This window comes from Pyxidicoccus caerfyrddinensis (genome assembly GCF_010894405.1).
Classification (GTDB): domain Bacteria; phylum Myxococcota; class Myxococcia; order Myxococcales; family Myxococcaceae; genus Myxococcus; species Myxococcus caerfyrddinensis.
In genome coordinates this window covers 200,711-215,676 of record NZ_JAAIYA010000004.1, presented here as the reverse complement: position 1 = coordinate 215,676, position 14,966 = coordinate 200,711, and the positions used below count along the sequence as shown (strand labels likewise).

15 protein-coding genes are annotated in these 14,966 nt (G+C 70.3%); 11 read left to right on the top strand and 4 right to left on the bottom strand.

The annotated features are described in order from the left end of the window. Window positions 1-8: 8 nt before the first annotated feature. The 3 genes from G4D86_RS11300 to G4D86_RS11290 are packed head-to-tail and all read right to left on the bottom strand — an operon-like array spanning window position 9 to window position 2,870. Entirely contained in the window at window positions 9-1,130 is a 1,122-nt protein-coding gene (locus G4D86_RS11300; RefSeq protein ID WP_163992591.1) for a hypothetical protein, read from the bottom strand. 1 nt (window position 1,131) lies between these two features. Beyond that, complete coding sequence (locus G4D86_RS11295) at window positions 1,132-1,968, bottom strand: ABC-2 transporter permease (RefSeq protein ID WP_163992589.1); 837 nt, start codon at window positions 1,966-1,968, stop codon at window positions 1,132-1,134. Beyond that, entirely contained in the window at window positions 1,965-2,870 is a 906-nt protein-coding gene (locus tag G4D86_RS11290) for an ABC transporter ATP-binding protein (protein ID WP_163993216.1), read from the bottom strand. Before G4D86_RS11290 ends, G4D86_RS11295 begins: the two co-directional genes overlap by 4 nt. A gap of 289 nt (window positions 2,871-3,159) precedes the next feature. Here G4D86_RS11290 and G4D86_RS11285 point away from each other — a divergent pair, with 289 nt between their 5' ends. The 7 genes from G4D86_RS11285 to G4D86_RS11255 all read left to right on the top strand — a co-directional run bounded on the left by G4D86_RS11285 (window position 3,160) and on the right by G4D86_RS11255 (window position 9,511). Beyond that, on the top strand, window positions 3,160-3,360 hold the full coding sequence (locus G4D86_RS11285) for a hypothetical protein (protein ID WP_205519539.1): 201 nt from the start codon (window positions 3,160-3,162) through the stop codon (window positions 3,358-3,360). 64 nt (window positions 3,361-3,424) lie between these two features. Continuing rightward, window positions 3,425-4,393 (top strand): porphobilinogen synthase, encoded by a 969-nt coding sequence (hemB, locus tag G4D86_RS11280; RefSeq protein WP_240360190.1) that lies wholly within the window; start codon window positions 3,425-3,427, stop codon window positions 4,391-4,393. A 171-nt stretch (window positions 4,394-4,564) separates the two neighbouring features. Continuing rightward, a complete protein-coding gene (locus G4D86_RS11275) occupies window positions 4,565-4,975 on the top strand; it encodes a hypothetical protein (RefSeq protein WP_240360189.1) in 411 nt (136 codons plus the stop codon). Continuing rightward, window positions 4,972-5,616: an RDD family protein gene (locus G4D86_RS11270; protein ID WP_205519538.1), complete on the top strand. Its 645-nt coding sequence runs from the start codon at window positions 4,972-4,974 to the stop codon at window positions 5,614-5,616. The genes G4D86_RS11275 and G4D86_RS11270 overlap by 4 nt, the downstream gene beginning before the upstream one ends. Then, window positions 5,601-7,787: a D-alanine--D-alanine ligase family protein gene (locus G4D86_RS11265; RefSeq protein WP_163992585.1), complete on the top strand. Its 2,187-nt coding sequence runs from the start codon at window positions 5,601-5,603 to the stop codon at window positions 7,785-7,787. Before G4D86_RS11270 ends, G4D86_RS11265 begins: the two co-directional genes overlap by 16 nt. A gap of 178 nt (window positions 7,788-7,965) precedes the next feature. Next, entirely contained in the window at window positions 7,966-9,351 is a 1,386-nt protein-coding gene (locus G4D86_RS11260) for a DmpA family aminopeptidase (protein ID WP_163992583.1), read from the top strand. A gap of 43 nt (window positions 9,352-9,394) precedes the next feature. Continuing rightward, window positions 9,395-9,511, top strand: a complete 117-nt coding sequence (locus G4D86_RS11255) for a hypothetical protein (protein ID WP_015349395.1) — start codon at window positions 9,395-9,397, stop codon at window positions 9,509-9,511. 30 nt (window positions 9,512-9,541) lie between these two features. On the opposite strand, the gene G4D86_RS11250 is transcribed toward G4D86_RS11255, so the two are convergent. Beyond that, complete coding sequence (locus G4D86_RS11250) at window positions 9,542-10,021, bottom strand: hypothetical protein (protein ID WP_163992581.1); 480 nt, start codon at window positions 10,019-10,021, stop codon at window positions 9,542-9,544. Between the two features lie 106 nt (window positions 10,022-10,127). Here G4D86_RS11250 and G4D86_RS11245 point away from each other — a divergent pair, with 106 nt between their 5' ends. The 4 genes from G4D86_RS11245 (at window position 10,128) to G4D86_RS11230 (ending at window position 14,966) form a co-directional block, all read left to right on the top strand. Beyond that, window positions 10,128-11,288: an AI-2E family transporter gene (locus tag G4D86_RS11245; protein ID WP_163992579.1), complete on the top strand. Its 1,161-nt coding sequence runs from the start codon at window positions 10,128-10,130 to the stop codon at window positions 11,286-11,288. Between the two features lie 185 nt (window positions 11,289-11,473). After that, a complete protein-coding gene (locus tag G4D86_RS52760) occupies window positions 11,474-13,270 on the top strand; it encodes a hypothetical protein (RefSeq protein ID WP_240360188.1) in 1,797 nt (598 codons plus the stop codon). A gap of 99 nt (window positions 13,271-13,369) precedes the next feature. Then, the gene (locus G4D86_RS11235) at window positions 13,370-14,437 is read left to right on the top strand and encodes a hypothetical protein (protein ID WP_163992577.1); all 1,068 of its coding nucleotides are present in this window, start codon (window positions 13,370-13,372) and stop codon (window positions 14,435-14,437) included. Window positions 14,438-14,471: 34 nt separating this feature from the next. Then, the gene (locus G4D86_RS11230) at window positions 14,472-14,966 is read left to right on the top strand and encodes a hypothetical protein (protein ID WP_163992575.1); all 495 of its coding nucleotides are present in this window, start codon (window positions 14,472-14,474) and stop codon (window positions 14,964-14,966) included.

The following is a 14,966-nucleotide window of genomic DNA, read 5'->3' as shown; positions in this document are numbered from 1 at the left end:
GGCCGCGCCTACTTCGCGGTGGCCTCGGCCGCCTGCCGCTCCTGCTTGCAGAAGGCCAGGCGCTCCTTGATGGCCTCCAGCGGCACGGCCATCTCCAGCTTGAACGTGTCCCCGTCCGGCTGCACGCGGGCGAAGTCGAGCAGCTGCGCAATCTCCTTCTCGCCCTCGGCCTGCGCCTTCATGCGCGCCAGGGACAGCGCGGCGCCCAGGGACTTGCCCAAATCAGTCACCTTGTCCGCGTCCGGGCCGCGCACCTCCGCCACCAACGCCACGTCTGACGACGCGTCCACGTGCAGCTCCACGTTCTGCGCCACGTCGCGCAGCCGCTGCGCTAGCTCCGCCTGCTCCGGCGGCAGCAGCTTCGCGATCTGCTCCACCGACAGCACGCCGTACATCTCCCCGTACGTGCTGCCCTCGGGAATCACGGACGGCCCGTCCGGCCCGCGTCCCTCCACCCGGTCGATGGCCGCCTTCACCTCGTCAGGCGTCTTGCCCACCATGAAGAGCTGGTTGTTCCAGACGCCCACCGCGGTGTCCCGCCGCCGCGTCTCCGTGGTTCCATCCGGCCGCGTCACCGTCGACTCGCCCGGCTCGTAGACGCGCGCGCCCTCGCCGTAGTCCGCCGACACCGCGTTGCCCATCATCTCCTGGAACTTCGCGTTGCCGAAGTTGCCCGACAGCATCATCCCCTCGTCGGTGATGACCAGCCGGTCCAGGTCCTGAAGCGGGTCCACGCCGCTCCTCTTGCGGATCTCGTCCAGCTGCTTCCCGCCGTCGCGCATCATGCAGTCCAGCAGCAGCTCGCCAATGGGCGAGTGCCTCAGCGCGTTGGCCTCGATGACCACCGCCGTGCGGCCCGGGCCCCGGGGCAGCGCCGCGAGCAGCGGGTCTCTCGGACGCGGGCGCTCCTGCGTCACCGTGCCCGCGTCGGCCACCATGGGCACCACCCACGTGCGGCGCTTCTCGGCGCGCTCGCGCTCCTCACCCCGCATCCGCCGGGGGAACTCCACCTGGGGACCATCGTCCTTGGGAAGCGAGTCACCCTGACCCGCGAACATCAACACCCCGGCCAGCACGAACAACAGTGCCGCCACCCCGAGCCACACCCGACGCCGTCGACGGTTGTCCACGTCAGTAGTCCTTTCCCTCGAAGCGCCAGAACCCCACGGCCAGCGCGCCAAACCCGAACACCATCACTCCCGCGAGCAGCGTCCCCAGCGAGTGAACCTCCAGTGGCGTCGAAGCCGCGATGTCTCCCGCGGCCTGCGCCAGCGACGACAGGCGCGGCAGCGCCAGCGTCACGGCCTCGAAGGCGGTCCGGCTGAGGCCATCCTCGAACGCGGAGGAGATCTGCGTCCGGAACCCCGCGATGACGCCGCCCACGAGGACCAGGATGCCAGCCGCCGCGCTCAGCGCCGCGCTGCGCACCAGCGTCGCCGTGGTCAGCATCACCGCGTACACCGCCGCGAAGCCCACGCACGCCATCAGTCCGGCAATCAGCGGCCCCGCCGTCCAGTACCCCGCCTTCACGCCGAAGATGAGCACCAGCCCCGTGGTGCCATACAGCGTCCCGCCCAGCGCCAGCGTCATGACGCCCAGGAACGTCCCGGCCAGCAGGTGCCAGCGCTGAATGGGCAGCGCGAGCAGGTGCTCGATGCGCCCCGGCGACATCAGCGACGGCGCGAAGTCCGAGCACGCGACGATGCCGAACAGGATGCCCCCGTAGAACACGATGAACGCCGCCGCCGTGTACACGGGGCGCAGCGCCACGTCGACGGAGCGGATGCTCGAGCGAATCTCCTCGCCGAACAGCCGCGACGCCGCCAGCGCGCCGTCCACCACGTCCAGCCGCAGGCTCAGCGCCACCACGGACAGCACCAACGTGATTCCCACCACGAAGGCGAGGATGAACTTGCGAGACATCGCCTCGCGCAGCACGTACCCCGCGATTCCCAGCACCGGATTCAAGCCGCCACCCCCACCGCGCCGGCCGGAGCCATCGTCCCCAGCAGCACGGACTCCAAGTCAGCTCCATCCCGCCGCAACTCCACGAGCAGCGCCCCGGCCGCGCGAGCCCGGTCCACCGCCGCGTTGAGCGCCGCCGGGTCCTCCGCCTCCACGTGGTACACGCCGTCCGCGCTGCCCCGCGTGAAGCCCGCCGCGCCCAGGGCCGCCGCGTCCACACCGGGCGCGAAGCGCACCATCCACCGGGCCCCGCCGCGCGCCAGGTCCTCCAGCCGGCCCTCGCGCACCACGCGCCCGTCCGCGAGGATGGCCACGCGGTCACACACGCGCTCGGTCTCCGCCAGCAGGTGCGAGTTGAGGAAGAGGGTGGTGCCCTTCTGCACCTCCTCCAAGAGGATGCGGCGCACCTCCAGGCGGCCCATGGGGTCGATGCCGTCCGTGGGCTCGTCCAGGATCAGCAGGGAAGGGGTGCCCACCAGCGCCGCCGCCAGCCCCAGCCGCTGCCGCATGCCCTTGGAGTAGCCGCCAATCTTCCGGCCCGCCGCGTCCGCCAGGCCCACGCGCTCCAGCAGGCGCGAATTCCCCTGCGCATCAGACTTCAGGCCCTTCAAGCGTGTGACGGTGGACAGAAAGGCCGTCGCCGTCCACGAGCCCGGCAGGTGCAGCCGCTCCGGCAGGTAGCCGATGCGCGCGCGGATGCGCGGGTCCTCGGGCGAGCCCCCCAGCACCTGTACCGTGCCCGCCGTGGGCTGGACGATGCCGAGGATGCTCTTGATGAACGTCGTCTTTCCCGCGCCGTTGGGGCCGATGAGCCCGAAGGCGCTCCCCTCCGGCACGCTCAGGTCCATGCCCTTGAGGGCATCATTCCCCGTCTTGCGGAAGGCACGGTGGTACGTCTTCCGCAGACCCCTCACTTCGATGGCTGGCGCTCTGGCTGTCACGGTTGTGACTGTAGACGACCGGGGCGGGCACCGATTGCCTCGCCACCCTCAATGCAGGGCGGGCGGACGGGGGAGCACCCGTGCCTTCCTCCGCGACACCGCCTACGCGCACCTGAGAAACACGTTTCGCACCCAATCCGTGTCTGCCGCGCCGCGCCACCCCGTCCTTCCGCGAGCTTGGAACGCTTGGGGCTCCATGGTCCGAGGTGTGCACACCTCGCCGGGCACATTCACACCCCAGGAGATGGAACCCATGGCGTATGTCGACCAGCAGCTTCAGGAGGCCCGTCGTGAGCTGGAGGCGGCCGAGCAGGGACTGAAGGCTGGCACCGAGGCGGCGCGCGTGCGCTACGCCCGGGCCCTGCACGAGGCCGACCTCGCCGAGCACCGTGCGCAGCGCGCCGCCCGCGAGCACGTGCGCCATCAGCGCAGCTGGCGGCTCGCCGCAGGCTGAGCGGCCGGGCAGGGGTGCGGAAACGATGAATGCCGGGCGCCGCCGGTTTATACCGGCGACCGTCATGGCCTATCCCGTCCATCGCCCCCGCCGCCTCCGCCGTAACCCCGTCCTGCGAGACATGGTGCGCGAGACGCACCTCGAGCCGGGCGACTTCATCTATCCGCTCTTCGTCGTGGAAGGCCGGGACGTGCGCCGTCCCATCGCCTCCATGCCGGGCATCTTCAACCTGTCCGTCGAGCACGCCGTCGCCGAGGCCCGGCAGGCGAAGGCCCTGGGCATCCCCTCCGTCCTCCTGTTCGGAATCCCGAACCACAAGGACGCGCGCGGCTCCCAGGCCTATGCGCAGGACGGCATCGTCCAGCGCGCCATCCGTGAAATCAAAGCCGCCGAGCCGGACCTGCAGGTCATCGCCGACGTGTGCCTCTGCGAGTACACGGACCACGGCCACTGCGGCGTGCTGGAGGAGGGCCACGTCGTCAACGACGCCACCCTGCCGCTGCTCGCGCAGATGGCCGTCTCCTGCGCCCAGGCTGGCGCGGACATCATCGCCCCTTCGGACATGATGGACGGGCGCGTGGCCGCCATCCGCCGCTCGCTGGACGAGGTGCGCCTCACCGAGGTGCCCATCCTCTCCTACGCGGCCAAGTACGCCTCCGGCTTCTACGGCCCCTTCCGCGAGGCCGCCCAGAGCGCGCCCAAGTCCGGCGACCGCCGCGGCTACCAGATGGACCCCGGCAACGTGCGCGAGGCCCTGAAGGAGGTCGCCCTGGACGTGGAGGAGGGCGCGGACATGATCATGGTGAAGCCCGCGCTGGCCTACCTGGACATCATCCGCGCCGTGCGCGAGCGCTTCGAGCTGCCCGTGGTCAGCTACAACGTGTCCGGCGAGTACTCCATGCTCAAGGCCGCCGGGCAGAACGGCTGGATTGACTACGAGCGGGTGATGATGGAGACGCTCACGTCCATCAAGCGCGCGGGCTCGGACCTCATCATCACCTACCACGCGCTGGAAGCCGCGAAGCTCCTGTAGACGACAACCGGACGCACGCCGCGCCGAGGACTTGATCCGCGCGGCGCATTGCGTCCAAATGAACCGCGCAAGATGCCCACCAAGAAGAAGCGGCCCGCACGCAAGTCCGAGAAGCCCCCGCCCCAACGTCGGCGGAGGGCCGGTAGGCGCCCCGGGAGCGGACGCTCTGCGGTGATTCGCGCACCCGGACCGTTGCAGTACAAAGTGGTGGAGCTGTCCACGGTGGATGAGGGCACGCTGGAGCGGACCCTCAACGAGTGGACCGGGAAGGGCTGGAACCTGGACGGCGTGCAGTTCGCCATGCGCGAGGCCTCCAAGCGGCCGGCCATGGCCTTCGTCTTCTTCACCCGCGAGGGTGCCCCCGCCGCGCATGACGAGGACGCCGCGCGCGAGCGGCTGTTGCGCATGTCCGACACGGGCAGCCCCACCGCGGCGCTCGCCGCTGGCAGGGCGCACGAGCAGGCCGAGTGGGCCGCTCCGATGGTTCACCCGCTGAGCGCGCACGAGCGCCTGGCCCGGCTGGCGGGGCTGGACGAGCCCGAGCCGCACGAGGAAGGACTCACCTTGGAGCCCGAGGAGTGAGCACGGACCGCGAACGCGTGTTCATGACGGACAGCCGCGGTGGCAGCCGGGTGCTGCGCATCGTCGCGGCCGACGCGGAGGAGACGGGCTCGCCGTACCCGAAGGCCTCGCTCTTCCTGCGCCTGGGCGCCCGCGTGGTGGACGTGGCGGTGGCCTGGGGCCTCTACGTGGTGTGCGGCGCGGCCGGCGCGGTGGTGGCGCTGCTGTTCCTGCTGCTGGCCGACGGGATGATTCAGGGCCAGAGCGTGGGCAAGCGCATCTTCGGCGTGAAGGTGATGCACCTGCCCACGCGCTCGGCGGCGCGCCACCGCGACAGCACCCTGCGCAACGCGCCGCTCGCGCTCATCGTCCTGCTGGGAATGATGCCCGCGCCGCTGGGCTGGGTGGCGGGGCTCGCGGGGCTGGTCGTCATCGGCGGGGTGGAGGCGTGGCGCGTGGTGAGGGATCCGCTCGGCTGGCGGCTCGGTGACACCTGGGCCCAGACGCAGGTGGTGGACGGGAAGGTTGTCGCGGGCGCAACCGTTGCAGCCCGCACGCCGGTGGCTCATCAGCGAGCACCGGGAAGAATCATGTCCGCGGCGAAGATGCGCCGCGGTCGCTCGCTCAAGAAGAGAAAGGGGCAACCGTGCGCATCGCGCTGACCCACAACCTCAGGCTGTCCGATTCAGAAGAAGAAGCGGAGTTCGACACCCAGGAGACGGTCAACGCACTGGCCGCGGCCATCGAGCGCCTCGGCCACCGGCTGGAGCGCTTCGAGGTCAGCGGTCCCGCCTCGCGCACCGTGGCACGGCTGGAGGCGTACAGCCCGGACCTCATCTTCAACACCGCCGAAGGCCGCCGAGGCCGCTTCCGCGAGGCCTTCTACCCGGCCCTCTTCGACGAGCTCGGCTTCCCGTACACGGGCTCGGACGCGTACGCGCTGGCGCTGACGCTGGACAAGCAGCTCACCAAGCTGGTCCTCACCAAGCAGGGCATCCGCACCCCGGGCTGGCAGTACGTGGAGAAGCTCAGCGAGCTGACCGCGGAGAACCTGCGCTTCCCCGTCATCGTGAAGCCCAACTTCGAGGGCTCCTCCAAGGGCATCACCCAGGACTCCATCGCGGAGACGCTGGACGAGGTGCGCACCAAGGTGGCCGCCGCGCTGGAGAAGTACCCCGCCGGCGTGCTGGTGGAGGAGTACATCACCGGCAGGGACCTCACGGTGCCGTTCCTGGCCGCGGTGGACAACGACTACGACGGCGTGCTCACGCCGGTGGAGTACGTGGTGGACCCGGCCGTCACGGCGGGGCGCAAGTACGCCATCTACGACTACGAGCTGAAGACGAAGAAGGAGAACGCCGTCAGCGTGCGCGCGCCCGCGCAGATTCCGACGCGCACCGCCGAGGACGTGCGGAAGATGGCGCAGAAGATCTTCCAGGCGCTCGACACGCGCGATCTGGGCCGCATCGACTTCCGCCTGAGCGATGCGGGCGTGCCGTACTTCCTGGAGATCAACGCGCTGCCCAGCCTGGAGCCGGGCGCGGGCATCTACTCCTCCGCGGAGCTGGACGGGCTGCACTTCGACGGAGTCATCAACTCCATCATCCAGAGCGCGGCGAAGCGCTACAAAATCAAGGACGGCAAGCGCCAGGGCAAGCCGGCGCGCAAGACGGGCCCGCTGCGCGTGGGCTTCACCTACAACGTCAAGCGCGTGAAGCCCATGGCCACCTCCGAGTCGGTGGAGGACAGCGAGGCCGAGTACGACTCGCCCAACACGCTGCAGGCCATCCGCGAGGCCATTGCGTCCTGGGGCCACGAGGTCATCGACCTGGAGGCCACCGCGGAGCTGCCCACCGTGCTGTCCAGCACGCCGCTCGACATCGTCTTCAACATCGCCGAGGGCTTCAAGGGCCGCAACCGCGAGAGCCAGGTCCCGGCCATGCTGGAGCTGCTCGACATCCCGTACACCGGCTCCGACCCGGCGACGCTGTCCATTGCCCTGGACAAGGCGCTGGCGAAGAAGATCGTCCGGCAGGCCGGCATCCTCACGCCCAACTTCCAGCTGATGGCCACGGGCAAGGAGCGCCTCAACAAGGAGTTCACCTCCTTCCCGCTCATCGTGAAGCCGGTGGCGGAGGGCAGCTCCAAGGGCGTCGTCACCAAGAGCGTCTGCTACAGCGAGGCCGAGCTGCGCGAGGTGGTGCGCGAGATTGCCAGCAAGTACCAGCAGCCCGCGCTCATCGAGGAGTACATCGGCGGGCGTGAGTTCACCGTGGGCCTGCTGGGCGAGCGCCGCCCGCGCGTGCTGCCGCCGATGGAGATCGTCTTCCTCGACAAGGAGGAGAAGAACCCCGTCTATAGCTTCCAGCACAAGCTCGATTGGACGGACCGCATCCGCTACGACGCGCCGGCCAAGATCGAGCCCGCGCTGTTGGAGAAGCTGCGGACGGCGGCGCGCAGCTCGTTCATGGCGCTGGGGTGCCGCGACGTGGCGCGCATCGACTTCCGCATGGACGACAAGGGCCGCATCTACTTCATCGAGTGCAACCCGCTGCCCGGCCTGACGCCGGGCTGGAGCGACCTGGTGCTCATCGCCCAGGGCGCCGGCATGGACTACCGGGGCCTCATCGGCGAAATCATGGCCCCCGCCATCCGCCGCTACAAAGAGCGCGAGGCGCGCCGCGCGGCCACCGAGACGCCCTCGGTGCTGCGCAAGGGCCCGTCGCTGGATGAGCAGGGCGCTGCTCCGGCCGCCGCGCCGTCCTCGTCGGGGAGCAGCTCGGGTGGCTCCGGCGGCGGCGAGCCGCCCACGCGCATGGAAGCCAAGGCCTGACGTCCGGCTGCTTCTGACTCGAACGCCCCGCCCCGTGCCTGCCTTCCTGGCGGCGGGACGGGGCGTCGTCTTGTCCGCCGCGGGGCCTGCCACCCGCGAGCGCCCAGGGGGAGGCCCCCTGGCGGGGCATGCGCGGAGTGATTGACGGTGGGGGATGGTCGGATAGTGTCCGCCGCCTATGGTGCACATCCCCGAGGAGACCGGGCCCCGCGTCCGCGCCCGTGAGCTGGGACTTCCGCTGGGACGCTTCAAGCCTGGGAAGTTCAACGCCATCACCGACGTGGAAGGCGTGCTCGTCGGGCACAGCACCATCATCAAGGGTGAGGGCCCGCTGCGGCCCGGCCACGGTCCGGTGCGCACGGGCGTGACGGCCATCATGCCCAACAACGGCAACATCTTCATGGAGCGCATGAACGGAGGCGGCTTCGTGCTCAACGGCGCGGGCGAGGTCTCCGGCATGACGCAGCTCATGGAGTGGGGCCTCATTGAAACGCCCATCCTCCTCACCAACACCATGGCGGTGGGCGCCGTGTCGGACGGCGTCGCGCGCCACCAGGTGGAGCGCTACCCCGGCATCGGCGACGAGCACGACGTCATCATCCCCGTGGTGGGCGAGTGCGACGACTCGTGGCTCAACGACATCTCCGGCCGGCACGTGCGCGAGGAGCACGTCTACGAGGCCATCCTCAGCGCGAAGACGGGCCCCGTGGCCGAGGGCAACGTGGGCGGCGGCACCGGCATGGTGACGTGCGACTTCAAGGGCGGCATCGGCACGTCGTCCCGGAAGCTGCCGGAGGTGCTCGGCGGCTACACCCTGGGCGTGCTGGTGATGTCCAACTTCGGGAAGATGCACAACCTGCGGGTGGGCGGCCTGCCCGTGGGCGAGGTGCTGGCCGAGAAGTTCAAGGACACGCCCAAGCGCGGGCACACCTACGGCTCCATCATCGCCGTGGTGGCCACGGACGCGCCGCTGTTGAGCCATCAGATCAACCGCCTCTGCAAGCGCGTGGCGCTGGGCATTGGCCGGGTGGGTAGCTACGCGGCGCACGGCTCGGGCGAAATCGTCGTCGGCTTCTCCACCGCGAACATCATCCCCAGGCGCACGCAGAAGATGGTCTACAAGCTGAAGATCCTCCTGGATCAGCGGCTGGACCCCCTCTACGAGGCGGTGATGGAGGCCACCGAGGAGGCCATCCTCAACGCCATGTGCATGGCCACGTCCATGACGGGCGTGAATGGAAACCACAGCCCGGCGCTGCCCCTGGACGAGGTCCGGCGCGCCCTGGACGCCTTCAAGCCGATTTTCGCCTCGGTGAAGAAGCGCCCCCAGCAGAGCAGCGCCCCCGTGTCCCGCGAGCGGCCGAGCAACGAGGACCGGGAGGGGGAGGTGACGGTGTCCTCCGCCAGACCCACCCAGGTCCGGGGGGCGGAGGGGATTCCGTTCCCCACCCGTCCGGCCCCGGATGAGCCCTCGGAGGAGGCTCCGGCGGAGGCTCCGCGGGAGGCTCCGGAGACCCCTTCAGAGGGTTCCTCTTCCGGGAGCCCATCCGGTTCTGATACGTAGGCCCTTCTTTTCACGTCTCCGTTCCGGAGCGCAGGAGTCAACGATGGCCCGCAGCAAGAGCAAGCACCGTCGCGTGCAGATGAAGATCAAGCAGGCCTGGAAGAAGCGGGCCAAGAAGCAGAAGGCCGAGGCGAAGGCCGCCGAGGCGAAGAAGAAGTAACCAGCCCCCGCGCTCGAGCGGCCCGAGGCGCTATTCCCGGGTCGCCGAGAACGGGCTGACGACGTTGCAGCGCTGGGACCCGTTCGGCCCGGCGCGCGTGAAGGTGCCGGTGTAGGTCCCCGCCAGCCGTGCCGTTCCGCCATCCGTCACCGGGGGCGTGAAGCTGCCAGCCAGGCTCAGGTTCTGCGTGAGGCCCCCGTCCGGGCTGCCTCCGGCGTTCCCCAACAGGCTGAAGGTCCCCTGGCCGGAGACGGTGCCCCGCAGGGACACCCCCTCCAGCGAGCCCGTGAGGGCGTCCCCCGTGCGGGCGATGGCCAGCGGACGGCCCCGGGGGAGATCCACGGCGAGCGCGCCGCACTCGGCCGGCACGCCCCCATCCGCGAAGTCCATCCGGTAGCGCCCCTCCAGCGCCGGGCAGTCCGTACAGGGGGACGTCCCCTCCCCACACGCGGAGGCGGCGAGGGACAGCAGGGCGGTGAGCACCGCAGGCGTGAAACGTCCAGAAGTCATGATTGATCCTCGGCGGAGGAGGAACCCGGACTTCCCGGTGGGAAGCGGGGTTCCTAGTTTGGGGTGGCGTCGGTGGCCCGCGGGGCGGGCGGGGTGGGGTGGGGCGGTGGGTGAAACTCGGCGGTGGTCGAACTACGTGTTCGCGGGGCTCTTTGCCTTCGCGTTGATTCTTTTCTCCAGGATTCTTCTTCCGTTCCTCATGCCGGTGTTGCTGGGCGGCTTCCTGGTCGTCCTCTTCATGCCGGTGCAGGACTACCTGGGCCAGAAGCTGCGGGGCCGCAAGTCGCTCGCGGCCGGGTTGTCCACCCTCGCGGTGTTCCTGCTCATCCTGGCCCCGCTGGCGCTGGTGGGCTGGATGGTGGCGAAGGAGCTGCTCCAGTTCGTGGGCCAGGCGCAGGACCTGCTGGAGCAGGTGGACCTGCGTCACCAGTTCGCCTCTTCGCTGCCCCGTGGGCTGAGCCGGTACATCCGGTTCGACCCCGAGAGCGCGGAGACGGAGCGCGCGCTGATGACGGCGGTGACGGGCGGGGCGGCGCTGCTGGGTGACGTGGTGACCGCCGGCGCGGAGCTGGTCGTCAACATGTTCCTGATGACCGTGGCCATGTACTACTTCTTCCTCGACGGCCGCCGGCTGGTGTCCGAGGTGATGCGCCTCATCCCGCTGGACAAGCGCTACTTCGAGGCCTTCTCGCGGGAGTTCACCGACGTCGCGTACGCGATTGTCTATGGCAACACGGTGACGGCGCTCATCCAGGGCGCGGTGGGCTTCGTGGGGCTGCTCATCGCCGGGGTGCCGCATGCGGGCGTGTGGGGCGCGGCCATGGTGCTGGTGGCGCTGGTGCCGGTGGGCGGCACGGCGCTGGTGTGGGGGCCCATTGGCGTGGTGCTCATCGCCGCGAACAAGGTGACGGAGGGCGTGTTCCTCCTGTCCTGGGGCACCTTCCTGGTAGGCAGCATCGACAACGTCATCCGCCCGAAGCTGTGCGGGGCGCGCATGGCGCTGCACCCGCTGCTCGTCTTCCTGTCCATGTTCGGCGGGCTGGCGGTGTTCGGGATGATGGGCCTGCTGGTGGGGCCGCTCATCGCCTCCATCTTCATGGCCATGGTGCGCATCTACCGCCGTGACTTCCTCGGCATCGGCCGCGCGGAGCACCTGGCGGCGACGCAGGCTGCGGCGGACTCGTCGCCGTCCCTGGCGCCGGACATGGAGCCGACGATGACGGTGGGCAGCACGGGCCTGGGCACTCCGGCGACGATGAACGCCTGAGCGTGCGGCGGGGGCTCATGGCTCCGGGACTGTGGGTTCTGGAGCCGGAGCCGATGCCCGTCGGTGGGCCGGTTGTGGGGCTCGTGTCGATGATGCGCACCTGAGCGTGTGGGAGGCCTCTGGCCTCCGAGCCCCGGGCTTGGAGCCTGGACATCGCGTGCGGGGTAGGTGAACCTCCCTCGGGAATGATGAACACCGGACACGCGATGGTCCGCTGGGGCATGGTGTTCGCCCTGGCGGTGGTGCTGGCCTCCCCGTCGGCACAGGCCGCCGTCATCAAGCGGAAGAAGGCGGCGCCCGTGGCCGCGCGGCAGCGCGTGGAGGGTGCCGCTCCGGCGGCGGCGAAGCGGAAGAAGTCGGCGTCCGTGTCTCAGCGGCAGCGCGTGGTGGTGCTGGACCTGGAGGGCGACTCGCGAGGCCGGGTGCGCGCGCAGCTGGATGCGGCGTTGCGCCGCACGCGCCAGGTGTCGGTGGTGTCGTTGAAGCAGTACGCCGCCACTGCGAAGAAGTCGGGCCTGCGTGGCGCCGAGGCTTCGTCCGAGGCCGCGCTCGTCAAGGTGGCCCCGCGCCTGAAGCTGGACTCGGCGGTGGGCGGCGCGGTGGGCTCCTCGCTGCACGTGCGCGTGCTGGATGCCGACGGGCAGGTGCTGTCCGAGCAGGAGGTGATGCTCACGCGCGGGAAACTCTCCGCCGCGGACGCGAAGAAGGCGGCGCTCGCCATCGCCACGGCGGTGCGCGCGCCTCGCACTGCGCCGGTGCTGGAGTCGCCTCGGGATGTCGCTCCCGCCGAGCCCATGAAGCCGGCCGAGCCGCTGACGCCCGCGCCTCCTCCGGCGGTGGTGGAGGCTCCGGTTCCCGTGAGCCCGGGCGCCCCTGTCGTGGCGGAGCGCCCCACCGAAGCGCCTCCCGCCGTCGCGCCGCCTCCGGACGCCCCTGCCGTGGCGGAGCGCCCCGCCGAAGCGCCTCCCGCCGTCACGCCGCGTCCGGATGCGCCGAAGAAGCCGGTGATCCGCCCGGATGCAGTTGCCGTGGCCCCGAGCGACACCGACAGCGCGGAGCTGATGCCGGTGGACCCGGAGTCGCACACCACGACGGACCCGTTCCTGGAGGTGGCGCTGGACACGGGCTCCGGTGGCACGGTGGGTGACGAGCCAGTGCGCCCGCCGCTGGCGCGGCTGTTCCTCGGTGGCACGACGACGTGGCGCAAGTACTGCGCGCGTCCCGGGGTGAAGTCGTGCAGCGAGTTCGACCGGAAGGCCGTGGACGACCAGCTGGGAGACCGGGTGGACTACTCGTCGTCGGTGCCGTACCTCGGCGTCTCCGCGGAGCTGGAGCTGCTGCCGCTGGCGCGCAAGCAGTCGGCGGTGCGCGGGCTGGGCGCGGTACTGGGCTACCGGCGCGGATACTCGTCCACGAACGTGACGCTGGTGGGAGACGCGGGCCAGTCAGTGACGCGCGAGGTGGTGGCCACCGACTCGGTGCTCACGGCGCAGGCGCTGTACCGCTACTACTTCGGCCTGGGTGAGGCGCGGCAGTTGCTCGGCTACGCGGGGCTGCGCGCGGGTCTGCTCACGCGCGCGTTCGACGTGGACGAGTCCGCGGAGAGCCCGCTCACGGGCACGCACCGCATGTTCCCCGCGGTGGGCCTGGAGGTGTCCGTGCCGCTCCTGCGCTCGGTTCGGCTGGAGGGCGCGGGGCAGGTCTTCATCGACCCGAAGCCGGGAGAGGGCTTCGACGACGAGGGCGGCGCACTGGGGCTAGAGGTCAGCGACTACGGCACGTCCGTGTCCAGCTTCGGCTGGGAGGCCGAGCTGGGCGTGGCCGGGGAGCTGTGGGGCCCGTTCGGCTATTCGGTGCGCTTCCGCCTGTCGCGCTACCAGGACACCTTCTCCGGCGCGGGCACGCGCACGGGCTGGGAGGCCGGCGGCGTGGCGGAAGAGACGTACTCCAGCCTGCACTGGGGTCTCACCGCGTCGTACTGAGCCCGGCGCCCGGATGTAGAAAGCGCGTAAACCGTTAAATCGCCTTACCTCGCTAATCAGGAAATCGTGTAGGAGTCCGCCTGAAAGGGAGGACCCCCCATGGTCTCCGTTGGTCGTCACGTTCGTGGTGCCCTCGCGCGAGCTGTCGTCCCCGCCGCGCTGATGCTGCTCGCTGCCTGCGGTCCGGAGTCGCTGGACGAGGACTTCCTCGGTGAGTCCGGGCTGGGGCTCGCGGGCGGCCCCACGTCCACCGCGTTCCGGGCTGCGCTCGCGAAGCGCTGGGCGCCCATCCACTACCAGGACGTGGACGTGACGGGCTCGCACTCGCTCAGCGGCAAGGCGGACTACATCACCCGCGTCGACTTCGACGGCGACTGGAGCGGGACGAACAACTGGGACAACTCCGCGTCGCGGGCGCTGACGGCGCACGCGTACCACTCGCTCGTGGAGACCAGCTCGCACTGGTACCTCGTCTACACGTTCTTCCACCCGCGCGACTGGGCCGACAACATCTTCGACACGGAGCATGAGAACGACGCCGAGGGCGTGATGCTCATCGTGGAGCGCAACGGCACCGAGTACGGGGCGCTGATCGGCGCGGTGACGGTGGCGCACAAGGACTTCTTCTCGTTCGTGCCGGACGGCAGCCCCATCGGCTCGGGCGTGGAGTCCGTGGACGGCAAGCTGTCGTCCCTCTCCTTCGAGGGCGTGCTCCATCCCATCACCGCGCAGGAGGCCAAGGGCCACGGGCTCAAGGCGTGGCCGGCCTTCGACATCGTCGGAGACGGGGTGAAGTACTTCCCCTCGCTGACCACCGCGGAGGAGCCCTCGTCGGCCACGGACTCGGACGTGCGCTACAAGCTCGTGGACATCTACGGCTCGGAAGGGCTGTGGCAGCGTCGGAGCCTCACCACGCTCTTCGCGTCCGAGGGCACGTTCAAGGGCGACACGGGCGGCGGCTGCGGCTCGGTGGCGGGGCAGTGCACGTCGAACTCGGCGAACGCGCCGTGGGGCTGGGACGACCAGAACGACGGCTCCATCCTGCGCGGGGAGCTGGCCACCGACCCGGCGAAGCTCGCGGCGTACTACTTCAGCCCGTCCTCGCGCTTCTCGACGACGTACACGTTCAATCCGTTCAAGGGCATCGGCGACCCGAACCAGCCCTGAGCACGGCGCCCGCCTGGGGCCTAGAGTGCGCGGAATGAGCACGCACCCGAGTCCCCAGGAGTTGCGAAGGAAGTGGAAGGCGGCGAACGCGGAGCCGGTGGAGGGCTCTCGCCGGCTCGACGCCTACCGGGAGCTGGCGGAGGGCTGTCCCGCCTTCGTCCCGAACCTGCTCGCCTTGAGCCGCACCTGCCTGCTCGACCGCGACGAGGCCCACCTCGACGAGGCCGAGCGGGCCCTGCGCACCGCGGCGGATGTCTCCGCCGGTGCGCCGGAGCCGCTCATCGAGCTGGGGCGCTTCCTCGCCACCGCCCGCAGTTCGCCCGAGCACGCGGAGGCCGCCTTCGCCTCCGCTGCCAGCGCGGCGCTGTCCCTGCTCGAAGAGGCGTGGGCCGGGTGGATTCACGCGCTGGGGCAGCAAGACAAGCTGGATGCGGCGCTGGAGGTCGCGGAGCAGGCGAAGCGAATCGTTCCTGAGTCCGCCGCCATCGCCCGGGCCGTGGAAGAGGTCGAGCGCCGCGCCGCGCGCTGA

Excerpts from the sequence above, each read along its gene's own strand:
- G4D86_RS11285 (WP_205519539.1), top strand. The coding sequence starts at position 3,160 with ATGGCGTATGTCGACCAGCAGCTTCAGGAGGCCCGTCGTGAGCTGGAG.
- hemB (WP_240360190.1), top strand. The coding sequence starts at position 3,425 with ATGGCCTATCCCGTCCATCGCCCCCGCCGCCTCCGCCGTAACCCCGTC.
- G4D86_RS11260 (WP_163992583.1), top strand. The coding sequence starts at position 7,966 with ATGGTGCACATCCCCGAGGAGACCGGGCCCCGCGTCCGCGCCCGTGAG.
- G4D86_RS11255 (WP_015349395.1), top strand. The coding sequence starts at position 9,395 with ATGGCCCGCAGCAAGAGCAAGCACCGTCGCGTGCAGATGAAGATCAAG.
- G4D86_RS11250 (WP_163992581.1), bottom strand. The coding sequence starts at position 10,021 with ATGACTTCTGGACGTTTCACGCCTGCGGTGCTCACCGCCCTGCTGTCC.
- G4D86_RS52760 (WP_240360188.1), top strand. The coding sequence starts at position 11,474 with ATGATGAACACCGGACACGCGATGGTCCGCTGGGGCATGGTGTTCGCC.
- G4D86_RS11235 (WP_163992577.1), top strand. The coding sequence starts at position 13,370 with ATGGTCTCCGTTGGTCGTCACGTTCGTGGTGCCCTCGCGCGAGCTGTC.
- G4D86_RS11230 (WP_163992575.1), top strand. The coding sequence starts at position 14,472 with ATGAGCACGCACCCGAGTCCCCAGGAGTTGCGAAGGAAGTGGAAGGCG.